Annotated in this window: 10 protein-coding genes and 1 pseudogene; 5 read left to right on the top strand and 6 right to left on the bottom strand. The window is 43.8% G+C overall.

What is annotated here, in order from left to right:
- Positions 1 to 108: 108 nt before the first annotated feature.
- Positions 109 to 1548 (bottom strand): signal recognition particle protein, encoded by a 1440-nt coding sequence (ffh, locus tag D1814_RS01830; RefSeq protein ID WP_118489831.1) that lies wholly within the window; start codon positions 1546 to 1548, stop codon positions 109 to 111.
- 309 nt (positions 1549 to 1857) lie between these two features.
- On the opposite strand from ffh, the gene D1814_RS01835 reads away from it, so the two are divergent.
- Entirely contained in the window at positions 1858 to 2649 is a 792-nt protein-coding gene (locus D1814_RS01835) for a cytochrome C assembly family protein (RefSeq protein ID WP_118489832.1), read from the top strand.
- A 163-nt stretch (positions 2650 to 2812) separates the two neighbouring features.
- Complete coding sequence (locus D1814_RS01840) at positions 2813 to 4108, top strand: HlyC/CorC family transporter (RefSeq protein ID WP_118489833.1); 1296 nt, start codon at positions 2813 to 2815, stop codon at positions 4106 to 4108.
- A 37-nt stretch (positions 4109 to 4145) separates the two neighbouring features.
- Here the strand turns inward: D1814_RS01840 and D1814_RS01845 are convergent, their stop codons facing one another.
- Positions 4146 to 4340: a hypothetical protein gene (locus D1814_RS01845; protein WP_118489834.1), complete on the bottom strand. Its 195-nt coding sequence runs from the start codon at positions 4338 to 4340 to the stop codon at positions 4146 to 4148.
- Between the two features lie 121 nt (positions 4341 to 4461).
- Positions 4462 to 4977: a phosphohistidine phosphatase SixA gene (sixA, locus tag D1814_RS01850; RefSeq protein ID WP_232368955.1), complete on the bottom strand. Its 516-nt coding sequence runs from the start codon at positions 4975 to 4977 to the stop codon at positions 4462 to 4464.
- 171 nt (positions 4978 to 5148) lie between these two features.
- Here sixA and D1814_RS01855 point away from each other — a divergent pair, with 171 nt between their 5' ends.
- The 3 genes and pseudogenes from D1814_RS01855 to D1814_RS19370 all read left to right on the top strand — a co-directional run bounded on the left by D1814_RS01855 (position 5149) and on the right by D1814_RS19370 (position 13315).
- A complete protein-coding gene (locus D1814_RS01855; RefSeq protein WP_118489836.1) occupies positions 5149 to 7896 on the top strand; it encodes an insulinase family protein in 2748 nt (915 codons plus the stop codon).
- Positions 7897 to 8296: 400 nt separating this feature from the next.
- Positions 8297 to 12854 (top strand): annotated as a pseudogene (locus D1814_RS19780) (EAL domain-containing protein).
- 296 nt (positions 12855 to 13150) lie between these two features.
- Positions 13151 to 13315 carry a hypothetical protein gene (locus tag D1814_RS19370; RefSeq protein ID WP_162889810.1) on the top strand — a complete coding sequence of 55 codons (165 nt, stop codon included), beginning with the start codon at positions 13151 to 13153 and terminating at the stop codon, positions 13313 to 13315.
- 97 nt (positions 13316 to 13412) lie between these two features.
- Here the strand turns inward: D1814_RS19370 and D1814_RS01865 are convergent, their stop codons facing one another.
- The 3 genes from D1814_RS01865 to fadI all read right to left on the bottom strand — a co-directional run bounded on the left by D1814_RS01865 (position 13413) and on the right by fadI (position 17289).
- Positions 13413 to 13610 carry a hypothetical protein gene (locus tag D1814_RS01865; protein ID WP_118489837.1) on the bottom strand — a complete coding sequence of 66 codons (198 nt, stop codon included), beginning with the start codon at positions 13608 to 13610 and terminating at the stop codon, positions 13413 to 13415.
- A 207-nt stretch (positions 13611 to 13817) separates the two neighbouring features.
- Positions 13818 to 15959, bottom strand: a complete 2142-nt coding sequence (gene fadJ, locus D1814_RS01870) for a fatty acid oxidation complex subunit alpha FadJ (protein WP_118495281.1) — start codon at positions 15957 to 15959, stop codon at positions 13818 to 13820.
- 19 nt (positions 15960 to 15978) lie between these two features.
- Positions 15979 to 17289 carry an acetyl-CoA C-acyltransferase FadI gene (gene fadI, locus D1814_RS01875; protein ID WP_118489838.1) on the bottom strand — a complete coding sequence of 437 codons (1311 nt, stop codon included), beginning with the start codon at positions 17287 to 17289 and terminating at the stop codon, positions 15979 to 15981.
- Positions 17290 to 17291: the final 2 nt, after the last annotated feature.

Genomic DNA, 17291 nt, shown 5'->3' on the forward strand with positions numbered 1-17291 from the left:
GTTCAACAAGCCAAACGAACCACATTTGATATTGGATGCAACAAAAACAAAAAAACCTCAATGCATTGCTGCTGTTGAGGTTTTTGGTCGTTTTAGAACTATAGCTAATTAGCGTGGTGGGAAGCCGCCGCCTCCGCCGAAGCCGCCCCCGCCAAATCCACCTGGGCCGCCCGGACCGCCAGGGCCTCCAAAGCCGCCACCGCCCGGTGGCATCATGCCTTTCATTTGGCGCATCATTTTCTTCATGCCACCGCCAGACATCTTCTTCATCATTTTCTGCATTTGCGTAAACTGTTTAAGCAAACGGTTTACGTCTTGAATCTGCGTACCTGAACCTGCCGCAATACGACGCTTACGTGAACCTTTAATCATATCAGGGCGCGCACGCTCAGCCGGCGTCATTGAATTGATTATGGCTTCCATTTGGTTGAACTGCTTGTCATTGGCCTGATCTTTAATTTTATCAGACATACCGCCCATGCCAGGCAGCTTATCAAGCATTCCCATCATGCCGCCCATGTTCTTCATCTGCTCAAGCTGATCTTTAAAATCTTGCAAATCGAAGCCTTTACCTTTCTGCACCTTTTTGGCCAGCTTTTCGGCTTTTGACTTATCAACTTTACGCTCAACCTCTTCGATAAGGCTAAGTACGTCACCCATGCCCAAGATTCGAGAAGCGACACGTTCAGGGTGGAAAGGCTCAAGTGCATCAACCTTCTCCCCCATACCGATAAACTTGATTGGCTTACCGGTAATGTGGCGAACCGACAGCGCAGCACCGCCTCGAGCGTCACCATCCGCTTTGGTAAGGATTACACCGGTAAGCGGAAGCGCATCGTTAAAGGCTTTTGCCGTATTCGCAGCATCTTGCCCCGTCATGGCGTCAACCACAAACAGTGTTTCAATAGGCTTAACGGAAGCGTGAAGTTCTTTAATTTCGTCCATCATGTCGTTGTCAACATGCAAACGACCTGCGGTATCCACTAACAGTACATCAAAGAAGTTCTTCTTCGCTTCAACAATGGCATCGTTAACGATATCAATCGGCTTTTGTAAAATCGTTGACGGATGAAAAGCAACATTCACTTCACCGGCCAGGGTTTCAAGCTGCTTGATAGCGGCGGGACGGTATACGTCGGCACTCACTACCATGACTTTCTTTTTCTCGCGCTCTGTTAAATATTTGGCGAGTTTACCTACAGAGGTGGTTTTACCCGCACCTTGTAAGCCAGCCATTAGCACAACAGCAGGAGGCTGAGTAGCGAGGTTAAGCTTCTCGTTCGCCTCCCCCATCACAGACTCTAGTTCAGACTGAACAATTTTAATGAATACTTGGCCAGGTTTAAGACTCTTGGTCACTTCTGTACCAACAGCACGCTCTTTTACCTGTGCAACAAACGACTTGACCACTGGAAGCGCCACGTCGGCTTCAAGAAGTGCCATTCGCACTTCGCGTAGCGTTTCTTTAATATTGTCTTCAGTAAGACGCCCTTTACCGCTGACATTTCGTAATGTCTGGCCTAAGCGTTCTGATAAATTCTCAAACATAGTATGAAACTTCTTTTTATTTCAGACGTAATGCCCACATTGTAACGTAAAAGCGAAGCGTAACGTACCCACAATTGCGGTTAAATTTTTAAACTTTTGCTCAGGTATCTATTGTTTTTTTGTTGTCGTTCTAACACTAGGATACGCGGCAAAGGTTAATAGACCACAGATATGCGAGCTTTATATAACCACACTAAAAGTGGGTGTGAAACAAACAAAATCAAGGAGATGGTTGAATTTACTTGCAAGTTGAAGTATCAATACCGACTCAGTCGGTGAAGACATCACCTACCTATTACAGGACGCATCATGAACACCCTTTTCGCCATTTCTGCTGCTTTACTCTACGCGTTGGCTGCGGCAGTGCTTATTGGCAAATTCGTACATCAAGACGGCCCAAACAAACGTTTAGGTCTATCTATCGCTAGTGTAGGGGCAATTGCACATATCGCGTTTCTTTCCAACGCCATTATCGTTGCGCCAGGTCAGGATATGAGTGTAACCAACGTGCTTTCTTTAGTGTCGTGGATAATCACCATTTCCATGCTCATTTTCGCCCGCGCTATTGCGAATTTAATTTTACTTCCCGTTGTATTCGGCTTTGCTTGCCTTTCGGTACTTGCTTCTCAGTTTATTCCCGTGTCGTACATCATGCATATTGAACTGCAGCCCGGCTTGGTTATTCATATCAGCTTATCCTTGTTTGCATACTGTACCTTGGTCATTGCATTTTTGTATGCACTTCAAATGTCGTACATTACCTATAGGCTTAAACAAAAAGGTGCGGCGCTACTCCATTCATCACTACCGCCTCTAATGCTGGTGGAAAACATCTTGTTCAAGTTATTACTTGCAGGCACCTGCCTATTAACCGTGTCGCTTATTAGCGGTTTTGTTTTCTTAGAAGACATGTTTAATAAAACCTACGCGCACAAAACGGTGCTTTCCGCTGCAGCGCTCGTGGTTTTCCTTATTCTTCTGATAGGCCAGAAACTTCGAGGTTGGCGCGGGCGTCAGGTCATTGTAATGACGGTATTGGGTGTTACGCTTTTATCTCTTGCCTATTTTGGTAGCAAGCTGGTTCGCGAGTTCCTTCTTTAAATAGAGACACATATAGCCGCCGAGTCTATCAACAACATGGCTAGGCGGCTCTCACTTTACGCTGAACTTTCTAAGTAATTAGGGTGATATCAACAATTACCCCTTGAAACTCACCCCTCAAATCAATACATTTGAAGCCTTAGTTTAGACAGGAACCCCTTAATTGGACGACATATCAACGAGTACGCTGTTTATCGCGCTCGGCGTACTCATATTACTATCTGCGTATTTCTCTAGTTCAGAAACAGGCATGATGTCGATAAATCGTTATCGACTTAAGCACTTGCAAGGAGAAGGCAACCGCTCGGCTATGCGTGTTGCAAAGCTTCTAGAACGACCAGACCGCCTAATCGGCCTCATCCTTATCGGTAACAACCTTGTTAACATAGCGGCTTCTTCGCTTGCCACCATACTCTGTATTCGCCTATTTGGTGACTATTGGGGGCTGTTCGCCGCCACCTTTGGCCTAACGTTAGTATTGCTAATTTTCGCAGAAGTCACCCCTAAAACCTTGGCGGCACTTTATCCAGAAAAGATAGCCTTTCCAAGTTCTATTATTCTGCTTCCATTACTCACTCTACTGTACCCTTTTGTCGCCGCTATAAACGGTATTACCAACGGTATTCTTGCACTGCTAAAAATTAGTCCTGCAAATGGCAATGATGATTCATTGAGCAGAGAAGAGCTAAGAACGGTAGTGTTTGAAGCTGGTGCTATGATCCCTAAGCGACACCAAGACATGTTAGTTAGCATTTTGGATTTAGAAAGCGTCACTGCCGAAGATATCATGGTGCCCCGCGCCGAAATCTTTGCCATAGATATCAATGACGACTGGAAGAAAATTCAAAAAGCCTTGACCCATGCTCAACACACCCGAGTGTTGTTATACCGCGATAGCGTCGATGATGCGGTAGGCTTTGTACACGTGCGTGATGCTTTGCGGCTTTTATCGAAAGATCAGTTTACCAAGTCGAGCCTGCTTCGCGCAGTACGGGAGATTTACTACACCCCAGAATCTACGCCTCTGCATACGCTAATGTATAAGTTTCAAGCAGAAAAAGAGCGCATTGCTCTAGTGGTAGATGAATATGGCGATATCATGGGTTTGGTGACCCTGGAAGATATTCTTGAAGAAATTATCGGTGATTTTACCACCAGTATGGTCCCAGACCACAGTAAAGAAGCCCACGTGCAGCAAGATGGTTCGGTATTAGTTGACGGAAGCGCTAACGTGCGTGAATTAAACCGAGAAATGGACTGGAAATTACCAACCGAAGGACCGAAAACCCTTAACGGCCTATTACTTGAGTATCTTGAAGATATTCCAGAAAACAAGGTCAGCGTGCGTTTGGCAGGTTATCCCCTTGAAATCGTCGATATTTCAGAAAGCATGATAAAAACTGTCAGGATTATGCCGGAATATTATGTTGCACCTAACGAGTCAAATAATGACCACTAAGCAATGTAGTGGTTATTATACCTTTTGACCTTATCTGCTAGCCTTTTGTTTCGTCAGCGAGACGTTGTGCACGATTTGCCAGCGCTCTTGCTTTTGCAGCAGCGACTTTATCTGATAGTTCAGATAACCTGGCAATAATATCCTGCGTCTCCTCATCTTCACGTAAATCAGCCTCCGCCATATGCGATTGCAATGAACGTTTAAGGAGCTCAGGAATAGATTTGCTGTCCATTTCCCAACCCTTCAATAGAATAAACTTTGACACTCTCAAAAAGGCTATCGACCGGACAGGGATATACTTAACAAGTATTTGTTCAATTTTTATTGAGTCACGTGAGAATGAGTGGACAGAACTAGAGACCTTGATAGTGCGTAACCAAGGTGCCCTTGTGCTCATTCAAAGAATACTTAATAACCGCGATTGACGCTGTAGAAAACAAGCTGGTGGTATAGGACTGGCAAAGCTCATCAACCAAATAGCTAACTAGTGGCATATGGCTAACGACAAGCAGCTTTTTAATGGGCTTTTTAGAGTTAACTGCTGCGTGAAGCAGGCCGTCGATATAATCACTTACCAAACGCGGCGAGCCTTCTGGCACAATATCTTCATTACTTTCAACTTTACTCGCTACCACATCTAACGACACCATATCAAAGGTTTGCTTAGCCCTGCGATACGGACTTACAAGCGCTAAATCAACAACGCCCTCGTCGCAATACTGACCTTTTAGCCATAGTGCAGCGGACTTCGCTTGCTCCCGGCCTACCGAGGTAAGCTGTCTACTTTTGTCATCGAGTCGAGGCGCTTCTGCTTCACCGTGACGCATAATGAAAAGATAAATGTCGTCGTTGCTACTTTGACCTGACATAACATTGCGCATAGTATTAATGAAAGTACGCTAACGATATCAGAGAGCTGAATCTACGCCTAGCGCAAAACCGTGAATAATGTGAATTTTCGACTATTATTTAATGTTTTGTGAAGATTATCTTAATAGATGCTCCAGCAGTAAGGTGCCCTTGACCATATATGGGAAAATGTGAATAACACGATTAACTTAGAAAACGCGCATCACACAACTTTGCCTAACGGCCTGCGTGTTATGCTGTGTCATACGCCCGAGGCAAATGAGTCGTTCGTTTCTATGGCGGTACGAGCAGGACACTTCTACGACCCCAACGACTGTCAGGGGTTAGCCCACCTTTTGGAACACATGCTTTTTATGGGGAGCCGGCACTTACCCAAACCCAACGCTATAAATGGCTTTATTGAACAGCATGGGGGCTCCATAAACGCGTGGACTGGCACCGAATACGCTAATTACCATTTTAATTGTAGTGGTGACGCGATTGCGCAAACCTTACCTGCTTTTGCCGATATGCTTAGGCAACCTTTGTTCGAGGAAGAAGCCCTCGCCAACGAAATAAAAAACATACATGCGGAATTTGAGTTCAAGAAAAAAGATGACCTTCGTCGCCTTTATCAAATTCACAAAGAAACCTGTAATCCACAGCATCCTTTCGCTAAATTCTCAGTAGGTAATAGCGATACCTTTTCTCAACATGGGGGCGCTGCGTTAAAGCAACAACTCAAAGCACTTCACCATACTTATTACTGCGCAAAGAACATGTGCCTGTGTATTGCCAGTAGCATGCCTTTACCTCAACTTGAAGCATTAGTGCATCAATGTTTTGCAAGTATGCCGTCAGGACAGTTAGCGACAGATGACTGGCCTGTCCTTTACACCGAAAATGAATTGGGTATACAAATAAACATTCACCCACTTCAGTCAGCAAAGCGAATGATAGTGACATTCGCCCTACCCGCTTTACAAAATGACTATAAAACGAAACCGTTGAATTATATTAGTCATTTAATTGGCGATGAAGGCGAAGGTAGTTTGCTTGCCTACCTTAAAGAAAAAGACTGGGCGCTGAACCTTATTGCTGGTTCGGGTATTGAGGGAGACAATTTTAAAGACTTCAATGTTAGTTTCCAGCTTACTCAAAACGGGCTGGAAAACAAAACCCGCGTATTGGAAGCATTATTTAGTTACATCTCAATAATTCGAGAAGCATCCCATGAAGATTGGCGCTTTCACGAAAAATCAAAGTTAAATACTTTAGCTCTTGAGTACGAAGAAAATATCAAGCCACTTAGTGTGGTGACTGAATACGCGCAGCACCAGTTTATTTTTGGAGCAAACGAAATAGGAAAACTGCGCTCTACCATAGACAGCTATGATAAAGATGTCATTGAACATGCTTTATCCTATTTCGCCCCGGATAACATTCGCCTTAAGGTTATTTCTAAAGACGTGAAAACCACACAAGTTTGTGCGTTCTACGAAGCCGAATACAGTGTAGAGAAAATTTCGCCTGAACTGTTGCGCGAACTTGCGTCACCAAAGGCCATTAGTCAATTGCAGCTTCCTCCACCTAACCCTTATTTAGCAAGTGAATACAGCCTCATTTTGCCTGAAGCTGGCTTTAATATTCCTAATAAATTAGTGGATAATGGAGGTTATCGCTTTTGGTTTGCCCAAGATCAGCAGTTCCATAGCCCTAAAGGCGATATTTATATCTCTTTTGACGCGGCGAAATTTTCTGACTCTCTACTGGCTGTTGCTGCTAAACGCATCTGGCTGGGCGCGTTAAATGATTACCTGCAAGCTAAATATTACAGAGCCGAAATAGCCGGTCTGCATTATCGTATATATGGACATCAAGCTGGGTTTACGCTTCACACCCGAGGCTTCACTAATCAACAAACCCTGTTAGCCAATCAGCTTCTCGCTGCCGTGCTTGATTTCATACCTGATGAAAAAGCCTTTGAACATCACAAAGCGCTGCAGATTCAGAGTCTTCACAATTCTTTATTAAATAAACCCACTAACCGGTTATTTTCACGATTAAGTGTACTCATACAGCGTAACACTCAGGCGCCGGTAGAACTATTAGATGTGATAGACACCATCTCTTACGAGCAGATGCTTAATTTCAGAACCCGTGCTTTTGAACACTATTTTATCGAAGCATTTATGCACGGAAACTGGGCTAGCGAAGAAGCAAAAGCCTTTTCAGCAACCCTACAAAAACAATGTAAAAATGCAGGTGGTGGACCGCTTTCACGGGCGGTATCTAAGCTTCCTGTGGGCGGAACGCTTTATCATGAAGTGCTTTGTAACCACGATGACTCTGCGGTAGTGCTTTATCTACAAGCCCCCTCGCCGGGCTTTACCGACACGGCGCTCTGCATGGTATTAGAGCAAATGCTGGCCGCCCCATTTTTCAATGCATTAAGAACAGAGCAGCAATTGGGTTATATTGTAGGAACCGGCTATGTGCCGCACAACCAGCACCCTGGTATCGCGTTCTACATCCAAAGTCCGCAGTGCAGCCCGAAGCATTTGTTAGATGCAATGACCGACTTTTTATTTCAGCAACTAAATGAAATTGAGTTCTATCGCTTCTACTGGCCGACTATTCAGCAGAATTTAATAAAACAGTTAGAGGAACGAGATCTAACGCTTTCTATGAAATCTCAGCGGCTATGGGTGAGTTTGGGTACACAGGACCTAGGGTTTAATCGAAACGTAAAACTCGCGGAGCGAGTCAAAGCACTGAGTTTTGAAGAAATCCAGGGGTTTGCGCAGCAACTTGCTAAGCGTGAACGCTGTGGAGAACTTGTCCTTTTTTCAAAAGGAAAGTTCGAGGCGATTTCCACCCAAGAGAAACGTACAATAAACAGTATTTCACACTTCAAACAAGAAATACCTTACTACTGAGCATGTTTTTCTTTTATTGCGCTGTTACAAACTTCCGGCTACTCGGCTTTTAGTTTAAGGACCATCTTATGCCCTCTTTTATTGTCTTTCTTGAGTAGCAGGCTTTAAATTCTTTCCATAATATTTCTTTTTCGTCAACATATTACAGAAAACACATAGCAACCAAGGATTTAGACAAGATATAAACGTCAAGTTTTTGACCACAGTGTCGATAAATAGACACCGGATTTATTTCCAAACTTATTTAGCATTGCTTAATAAGTAACCCATCATCCCTGTTAACCCTAAAAAGTCCTTGTAGAGACTCAGTTAATTCGGCATATTTATTACTCTGGTCGTTAGGGATGCTGCCAGTAAAAAAATAAAAAAATAATAAATGGCGTATGCCAAAGGTGTATAGGTGCGCTCAACCCTAATTAATTCAATGCTGCTTCTTTTGTTGGCTTTGTCAGGAATTTACTTTAATCCTGCGAAGGCGATAGAAGTTTCTGATCTTCATTTCACAGAATTGAATAAGCAACACGGCCTATCAGACACCGCTGTTTTAGATATTGTGGAAGATGATATGGGCTTCATTTGGCTAGCAACGTCAAATGGCCTTAACCGCTATTCAGGTTATGATGTAAAGCAATACCACCCATCAGACGTTGATCCTAACTCTTTACCCTCCGGTTACATTCAAACACTATTTGTCGACTCCGAAGGACAGCTGTGGGTTGGAACTCATTCAGGGCTGGCACTTTATCAGCCAGAATCGGATGACTTTAAAGTCTTTAATAAAGACAACTCTGTGATAAAAACAGACTTAGTCACGGCAATTTCAGAAGCGAAAAATGGTGATATCCTTTTTGCTGACCGTAAATTTCTTTACCGCTTCTCCAGAGAAAAATCCCAAATAATTGTGTTAACGCAAGTCTTTAAAGAAGAAAGTTTTATAAAAGTGATTTTTGAAGAGGCTAACCGTATATGGGTAGGCTCTAACCAATTCGGCGCTGCCATAATAGACTCTGAAACGTTGGAAGTTCACAACGCAAGCAAAGTTAACCCCTGGGGTGTTTCTCTAGATATACGCGCGCTTCACGATATCACTGTAATTAACGGTAATTATTGGTTAGCAACAAATGAGGGCCTTATCGTTTTAGCCTCTAACGGCCGCATTTTAAAGCGCATTAAAAGCGATGACTTGGGAGTCACCGAAGAAGTTAATTCTTTTTCAATTTCTGTTGTTGGTAAAGATATTTGGGTGGGTACTTATATTGGACTGTTTTTATTGTCAGATGCTGCTGAAAGCTCTATATCGGCTGATTATCGACCTGATTATTTGCATTTGAATTCAGATATCTATAGTTCTACTGGTATTCCATCGGCAATCGTATTTCGAGTAATTGAGGACCGTACGGGCGTGGTCTGGGCCGCAACCTTTCATCGCGGCGCTTTTAAGTACCACCCTGAATATGCCAGCGTGCACTTTCAACCTGTTTATAATTCCGAACGCCATAGCGACGATAATTACTCTACCATTTGGGCTTTTGCAGAAAACAGCGATAAAGCACTTTACCTAGTTTCACAGCAAAAAGGGCTAGGAAAAATATCTCGCGAAACGGGGAGTGTCTCGTTTTTCGACTTTTTTGAAGAGATGGACCCTGCCGTACACTACTGGGATATCGAAATTGATAGCCAGGATAATATTTGGATCGCGTCATCTGTCGGCTTGCTCGTATTTAAAGACACAGGGGATGGCCTTGAGTTAGTGCATGAGTATTTTAAAGGTTCATTCATCGACCATATTTTTAAAAGCAACTCGGCAATTTGGCTTCAGGTATTAGATGGCCGCGTTTTATCTATAAATACTTACTCCAGTTCAGGGCAGGTACAAAACAACGAAGTAATAACAGGGGTTATTACTGACCAAACCAAAAATATTTTAGCGATCTATGAAGACAACGATAATAACATTTGGTTTAGGGCCGGTGAAAAATTAGTTATCTATTCAGTTAAAGAAGATAAAGTCATTCGAGTTCTGGACTCATCCAACGGCATAAACTCTCTGGTATATGGCGTGCATGAAACTCCTTCGGGCTTATGGTTAACCACACGCTCAGATGGTGTTATCCAGCTAGATAAAAAAAGTTTCGCCCTACTGAATAAGCAAGAGAGGGATAACCAAAGCGGCTTTATCACTTCAACGACTGCGATAGAAAATAGCATCTGGTATTCAGATGCTAAAGGTGTTCATAAAGTTCACTTGCCCACATTAAGAGAGGCGGATAGTATTCCGAACGCTCAGTTAGAATTTAACTCACTTGGCGAAGGCGCTGTTATTGCCACTTCTGATAAAACGATTTATTTTGGTGGTAATAAAGGCTTTGTTAAAATTTCTAAGCAGGCAATTGGAGAGAATGACCATGTTAAGCGAACTTTTCCTCCACAATTGTATCAAATTAGTGTATTTGGCTCGTTGGCAAAAGCTAGGCAACAACAGAATGAAAATGATAAAGCATCGAGCTACTTATCTTTAAAAGAAAATGTTACCTATGAAAAGCAACTAGCTCTAAAGCACGACGAAACCCGCTTTAGTATTTCGTTTGGGCTGGTTAATCCGGTTTATCCAGATCAGGTGACTTATAGATATAAGCTTAGCGGTTTTGAAAGTGAGTGGGTCTACGTCGACAAAGAACGTACTGCTCAGTTTAACAATATTTCTTTCGGTAACTATACATTTTCAGTACAGGCGAAAGAGCCAGGTAAAGCGTGGTCTGAAAGTAGAAATTTAAAAATAACCATAGAGCGCCCTCCTTGGCTTCACACCGTAGCCCTTGTTTTCTACGGTTTAGTTGCATTGGCTCTTTTTGCCTTCATTTTACGACAATACCAAATAAGAAAAGCAAATCAGCTTGCCATAAAAGAGTCTGAAGAGCGTTTGAAGTTAACCCTGTGGAGTTCAGGCGATGAGCTGTGGGACTGGGATGTATATCGAGGTCAGGTATACCGTGCAAATACCTGGGGTACACTAGACTTCCCTCAAGACGATATTCGTACTACTGGCGCCTATGATGCCAATATTCACCCCAATGATATTACTCGTGTTAAATCTGCGCTCAGAGCACATTTAGAAGGCGGTAGTGATTTTTATGAACTGGCCCTACCGTGCTAAGACATTTAAAAACCAGTGGATTTGGATACTTGATCGCGGAAAAGTGGTAGAGCGCGACCACAACGAGCAGCCGGTGCGAATGACAGGCACGCTCAAAAATATTCACCACTTAAAAGAAGCTGAAGAGCAGCTTAACTTGTTTAAGCGCTCGATTGAGAACATCTCAGAAGGGGTATTTATTACTAATACCCAATTTAAATTTATTAGCGTTAATAATGCATATTGCAGCTATACCGGTGAAACACGTGACCAAGCACTTGCCAGCTTTATGCATTTTCATTTATACCCAGACGCCTTTACCGAGGAAATCAAGAAAACCCTTAAGTCTAAGGGTAACTGGTCTGGTGAAGTAGAGAGCGTACGAGTAAACGGCGAGCGCTACGAAATGGAGCTAAATATTGATGCTGTACACGATGAAGACGGCAAAATAAGTCACTTTGTTGGAGTTTTCAGCGACATTACGTCTCGTAAGAGTACTGAAAAAGAGCTTTTGAAACTTGCCAATGTCGACCCGTTGACCGAACTCCCTAACCGTTCGTTCTTCCAGGCGAGCCATCAGAACCTAGTGCGTAAATCTAGCGCTCACTCACTGCTTTGCTTGGATATGGATAACTTTAAAAAAATTAACGATTCGTTAGGCCATCAAACCGGCGATATATTAATCAAACAAATAGCCAAGCGACTACAGCGTATTACCGGCAAAAATGCCACTTGTTATCGATTGGGTGGCGATGAGTTCAGTATTTTAATGGAAGATAACGCTGATATTCATACTGTGACCCATTATGCACAAAGCTTGTTAGATACCCTGTCGCGCCCCTTTATTATCAATAAACAAGAGTTTGTGTTAGGCGCGAGTATTGGCATTGCCTTTTACCCTGACGATGGCGAGTCGCCACAGGAAATGCTGAAAAATGCTGATACGGCCATGTATTTTGCCAAAAATAATGGCGGCAACAGCTATCAGTTCTTTAGCGGTGAAATGAATCAAAACGCGGTTAGGCAGCTGCAAATTGAAAATTTGATCCGTCAAGGCATTAAAGACGACCTGTTCACCGTGTATTACCAACCCAAAGTGGATATAGCCTCGGGGAAACTGGTTAGCATGGAAGCCCTAGTACGTTTTGAACACCCGCAAAAAGGCATAGTAAGCCCGGGGCAATTTATTCCGTTAGCAGAGCAGACCGGCCAAATCATTGAAATTGGCGAGCAGGTACTACGCAAAGCCTGCGCCGATACTAAACGCTGGGTAAAGCAAGGTTTGTTTAGCGGGCGCGTTGCCGTCAACATTTCGGCAAAACAGTTCGAACTGCCAGATTTAGACGACAGAATAAATAGAATACTAAGCGATGTGGGATTATCGCCACTGCACCTTGAATGCGAAATTACCGAAGGTACGCTAATGGAAAGCCCTGAAAACGGCCTTCAGATGATGACGAGACTGCGCGAGCGCGGTATTCACCTGGCACTAGATGATTTTGGTACCGGCTACTCATCACTTGCGTATTTAAAGCGCTTCCCTTTAAATACCTTAAAAATCGACAAAGCCTTTATTGATGACATTGCAAAAAGCAATGTAGACCGCCATATGGCTGCGGCCATCATCAACATTGCCCACAACCTAGGCCTTAAAGTTGTCGCCGAAGGTGTCGAAGAAGAGTCTCAACTAGACATATTGCGTCGTTACGATTGCGAAATGTTGCAGGGCTTCCTATACAGCCGACCATTAAATGCAGAACGTTTTGAAAAGCTACTTACAGAAAATCAAAAGCTGCACACGCTTTTAGGCAATAGCCAGTTTTAAAACGCCTTCTCTTAATGAAGGCATTAATTGTCTTTTAGCTTCCTCCTAAACGGCAAACTAGGGCAAAATTTCGCCCCATAAACCTTCGTATATTAGACTTTAGTGTCATTATAATGGCGCTAGCGCTTTCTCTACTTTAACCACAACACACAAAAAAGATTAACCCATTGATTTTTAATAACAATATGCAAACCTAACCGAGTTGGCACGTATCTAGCTACTACTAGAGAGCCGGTAACAAATATAAAAAATCGGCTTTGTTTGTTCGTTCAAAATAATAATCAGAGGAAATCAACATGTTAAAAGAGTACGCAGTTGCACTAGTACTTTCTACCGCTACCCCAGTTGCTGCCGACAAGCAAGAAGGCGCTAAACAGGCTCCTGATTCGCAAAAAGAAACCACTACTCAGCTAGAGTACGTAAAACCTAGAACAGGTGGCGGCTATGGCGTAGGCTTATAATTTGAAGTTGAAACGATTTTCAAAAAAAGAGAGTGCTTACTCTCTTTTTTTATATCTGAAGATAATAGAATAAGTTAATTAAGCGTAATTGCTATGTTTACGCAGCTATATAAAGATTATTAAACCCTACTGCATTACGCCAATGTATGTGGCGAGAGATAGAGAACATAGGTAATAAGATTGGACCTAATACGAAACCCGCTATTGCCCATTTCTTTGCGTTCATCCCCCATTTAAACGCTTCTATATAAAAATACAGAGAAAAGATAACGCTTAATACTACGAGTGAAATCACACTACCTCCAGCTGTTTAACCTAGTTATGCGAAGTTGCTGGTTTCCATCGATTATTGAAGTTAACCCATTGATAATCGACGCCAACAAATTGACACGTTTATTTTTTAACCACGCGAATTCTACCCAAAATAGAACAATAAACCAGCAAAAATAGATATTAGACATAAAAAAACCGGGCAAAGCCCGGCTTTTAACATTTTATAAACTTAACTATAAAATTTCTGATCATTTTCTGCCATTTTCACTAACACGTCAGCAGGTGCGAACTTACCGCCTACAGCAGTAGCATAGTGGTTTAAACGAGCAACAACATGTTTAATTCCCAGTGTATCCATATAACGGAAAGGACCGCCTAAGAATGGAGGGAAGCCAATGCCGAAGATAGCACCAATGTCGCCGTCGCGGGCATTGCGAATGACGCCTTCGTCTAAACAGCGAGCGGCTTCATTTAGCATCATTAATACACAGCGCTCTGCTACTTCTTTTTCGCTTAGTTTGGCAGATGGCGATAACCCAAGTAATTCGTAGATTGATTCGTCCACTTCTTTACCCGGCTTCTTACCCTCGTAAGAATAAAACCCTTTTTGGTTCTTCTTACCTTTTCTGCCATCTGCCAGTACTTTATCAAACGCACTCGGCGCAGTGAAACGCTCGCCAAACGCCTCTACAAGGAATGGAATAATTTTAGTACCAACATCAATGCCCACTTCGTCAAGCAGTTTCACAGGGCCTACCGGGAAGCCAAACTTAACTAAAGACTTATCGATATGCTCAATAGGCTCACCGTCAAGAATAAGGTTTGCCGCTTCATTCATATAAGGCGCCAAAATGCGGTTTACATAGAAGCCCGCACCGTCTTTAACAACAACTGGTGTTTTGCCTTGCTTCTTTGCAAACTCTACCGTAGATGAAATGACTTGGTCCGACGTTTTGTCGTGAGCGATAACTTCAGCCAACGGCATTTTGTCTACTGGCGAAAAGTAATGGAGGCCAATCACGTTTTCAGGGCGTGCCGCTTTCGCTGCAATTTGTGTAATTGGAATAGACGAAGTGTTAGATGCGAAGATTGTACTTTCTTTGCAGTTCTCTTCAATATCCGCCACCATCTTCTGTTTAAGATCTAGGTCTTCAAATACCGCTTCAACCACGATATCCGCGTCTTGGTAGCCGCTATAATCCAGCGTACCGGTAAGAAGCGCTAACTGCTTCTGCATTTCGCTGTTACGCATGAAACGCTTCTTCACCTTTTTATTTAAGATGTCGTAGCTGTACTTCATTGCGTTTGCGATACCATCAGCACGTACGTCTTTAATACGCACAGGCACACCGGCTTTAGTTGAAGTTACATATGCGATACCACCGCCCATCAAACCGCCGCCAAGCACACCTACTTTCTTCATCTTTTCAGGTTTAACACCTTCAACACCGTTTTCTTTTTTCATTTCAGTTGTAGCAAAGAAAATCTGACGAAGTTGGAAAGATTCCGGCGTCATCACTAGCTTACCAAAGGCTTCCGCTTCGGCTCTAAGCCCCGCTTTCATGCCTTCGTTCATGCCTGTTTCAATAACGTCAATAATGTAAGCCGGTGCAGGATAGTTACCTTTGGTTTTTGCAAACGTTGCTTCACGGGCTTTTTTGAACATCATGTTACGGCCTGGACCCGTTTTTTCTAACATTTTGTCCATAGCGCTTTTTTGCGGAGCTTCACGTTCTGGCTTGCGTTTAAGAGCAAACTGCTCTGCCACTTTCAAAAGTACGCTATGCGGAACAACTTCATCAACAATGCCGTATTTCTTGGCTTGCTTGGCCCGTGCAGGCGAGCCAGTTAGCATCATTTTCATTGCTTGCTGAATGCCTATTAGGCGAGGAAGACGCTGAGTACCACCACTGCCTGGCAATAGTCCAAGCTGCACTTCAGGTAGACCTACCTGAGTACTAGATGAATCGGTACATACGCGATAGTGACACGCAAGCGCAAGCTCTAAACCACCACCTAACGCAGGGCCGTGAATCGCTGCGACGAAGGTAGCCTTCATGTTTTCAATTCTATCGAAAATAGCTTGACCGCCTGCAGCGATAGTCGTGGCGTCTTCAGCAGTTTTACACGCGGCTAGCATAGTAATATCAGCGCCCGCGACGAATGAGTTTGGTTTGCCGCTCGTCAATACAACACCTTTAATGCTGCTATCACGCTCGATATCGTCAAGCATGGCTGATATTTCATCGCCAAATTCAGCTTTAAGCGTATTCATACTCTCGCCAGGTACGTCCATGCTAAGAATAGCAACGCCATTATCTTGCTTAGTTAGCGTAAATGCGCCTGATGTTGGCTGAACTTCATTTGTCATTTCTTGTTCCTGACTCATATTATTCTGTCTCCACAATCATTGCCGCACCTAGACCACCTGCAGCACATGCCGTCACTAAACCTGTACCACCGCCACGGCGATTCAGCTCGTTAAGCATTTGCGTGATCATACGTGTACCAGTTGCAGCAAACGGGTGACCATAGGCAATTGAACTTCCCATTACGTTAAACTTGTCCATGTCAATTTCGCCGGTCGCTTTATCGCGCCCTAGTTTCTCTTTTGCGAACTTGTCGCTGGCAAACATCTTAACGTTAGCAAGCGTCTGCGCAGCAAAAGCTTCATGCATTTCAATTAGTGTTAAGTCATTTAGCGTCATGCCCGCACGGTCTAACGCAATAGGTGTCGCGTACGACGGCCCCATTAGCATGTCTTCCCACACGTCGATTGCCGAGAACGCGTAGCTTTTTATGTAGCCTAACGGTGTGTAGCCTAATTCTTTGGCTCGGCTTTCTGTCATCATGATCACTGCAGAGGCACCATCTGTCAGTGGGGTTGCGTTCGCAGCTGTTACAGAGCCGTATTTCTTATCAAATACTGGGCGAAGCTTCGCGTAGCCTTCAAGCTTTGAATCGAAACGTACATTGTTATCGCGCTCGAGCGCGCCTTTGTACGGTTCCGCATAAGCAGTCATGACTTCGCTAGACAGTTTACCTGCTTCCCAGCTTTCAGCGGCTAGGCTGTGCGAGCGATGTGCTAGTTTATCTTGCTCTTCGCGAGAAATCTGATGTGTTTTTGCCATCTGCTCGGCAGTTTGCCCCATCGACAAACCGGTAGAATACTCAGCAACCGCAGGTGGAACAGGCGCTAGGTCTTTTAAGCTTAAGCGCTTGAAGATGTTAAGCTTCTGACCAAGGGTTTTGGTTTTCTGCAAATCTACCAAAGCACGTGCAAGGTTCTTAGACACGCCGATAGGTGATACTGATGTTGAATCTGCACCACCTGCGATGCCCACCTGAACCGTACCGGCCATCATGCTTTCAGCGATGTTGACCGTAGACTGAAAACTCGTCGCACAAGCGCGAGATACGCTATAAGCGTCAGTGTGAACATTCATGCCTGTACCAAGCACGATTTCACGCGCAATATTTGGCGCCTCAGGCATTTGCACCACCTGACCGTAAACAACTTGGTCAACCCATTCTTTCTGAACACCATGGCGAACGAGAAGTTCGTTTACGACCATTTTACCTAAATCAACAGCCGGTACGCCGTGAAAATATGTAGCCATTTTCGCAAACGGAGTACGCAACCCCGCGACAATGGCGATGCGATCACCCTCTCGGGTAGTAACTGATTGTTTTGTTGCCATAA

The sequence above is a fragment of the Alteromonas sp. BL110 genome (assembly GCF_003443615.1).
GTDB lineage: Bacteria > Pseudomonadota > Gammaproteobacteria > Enterobacterales > Alteromonadaceae > Alteromonas.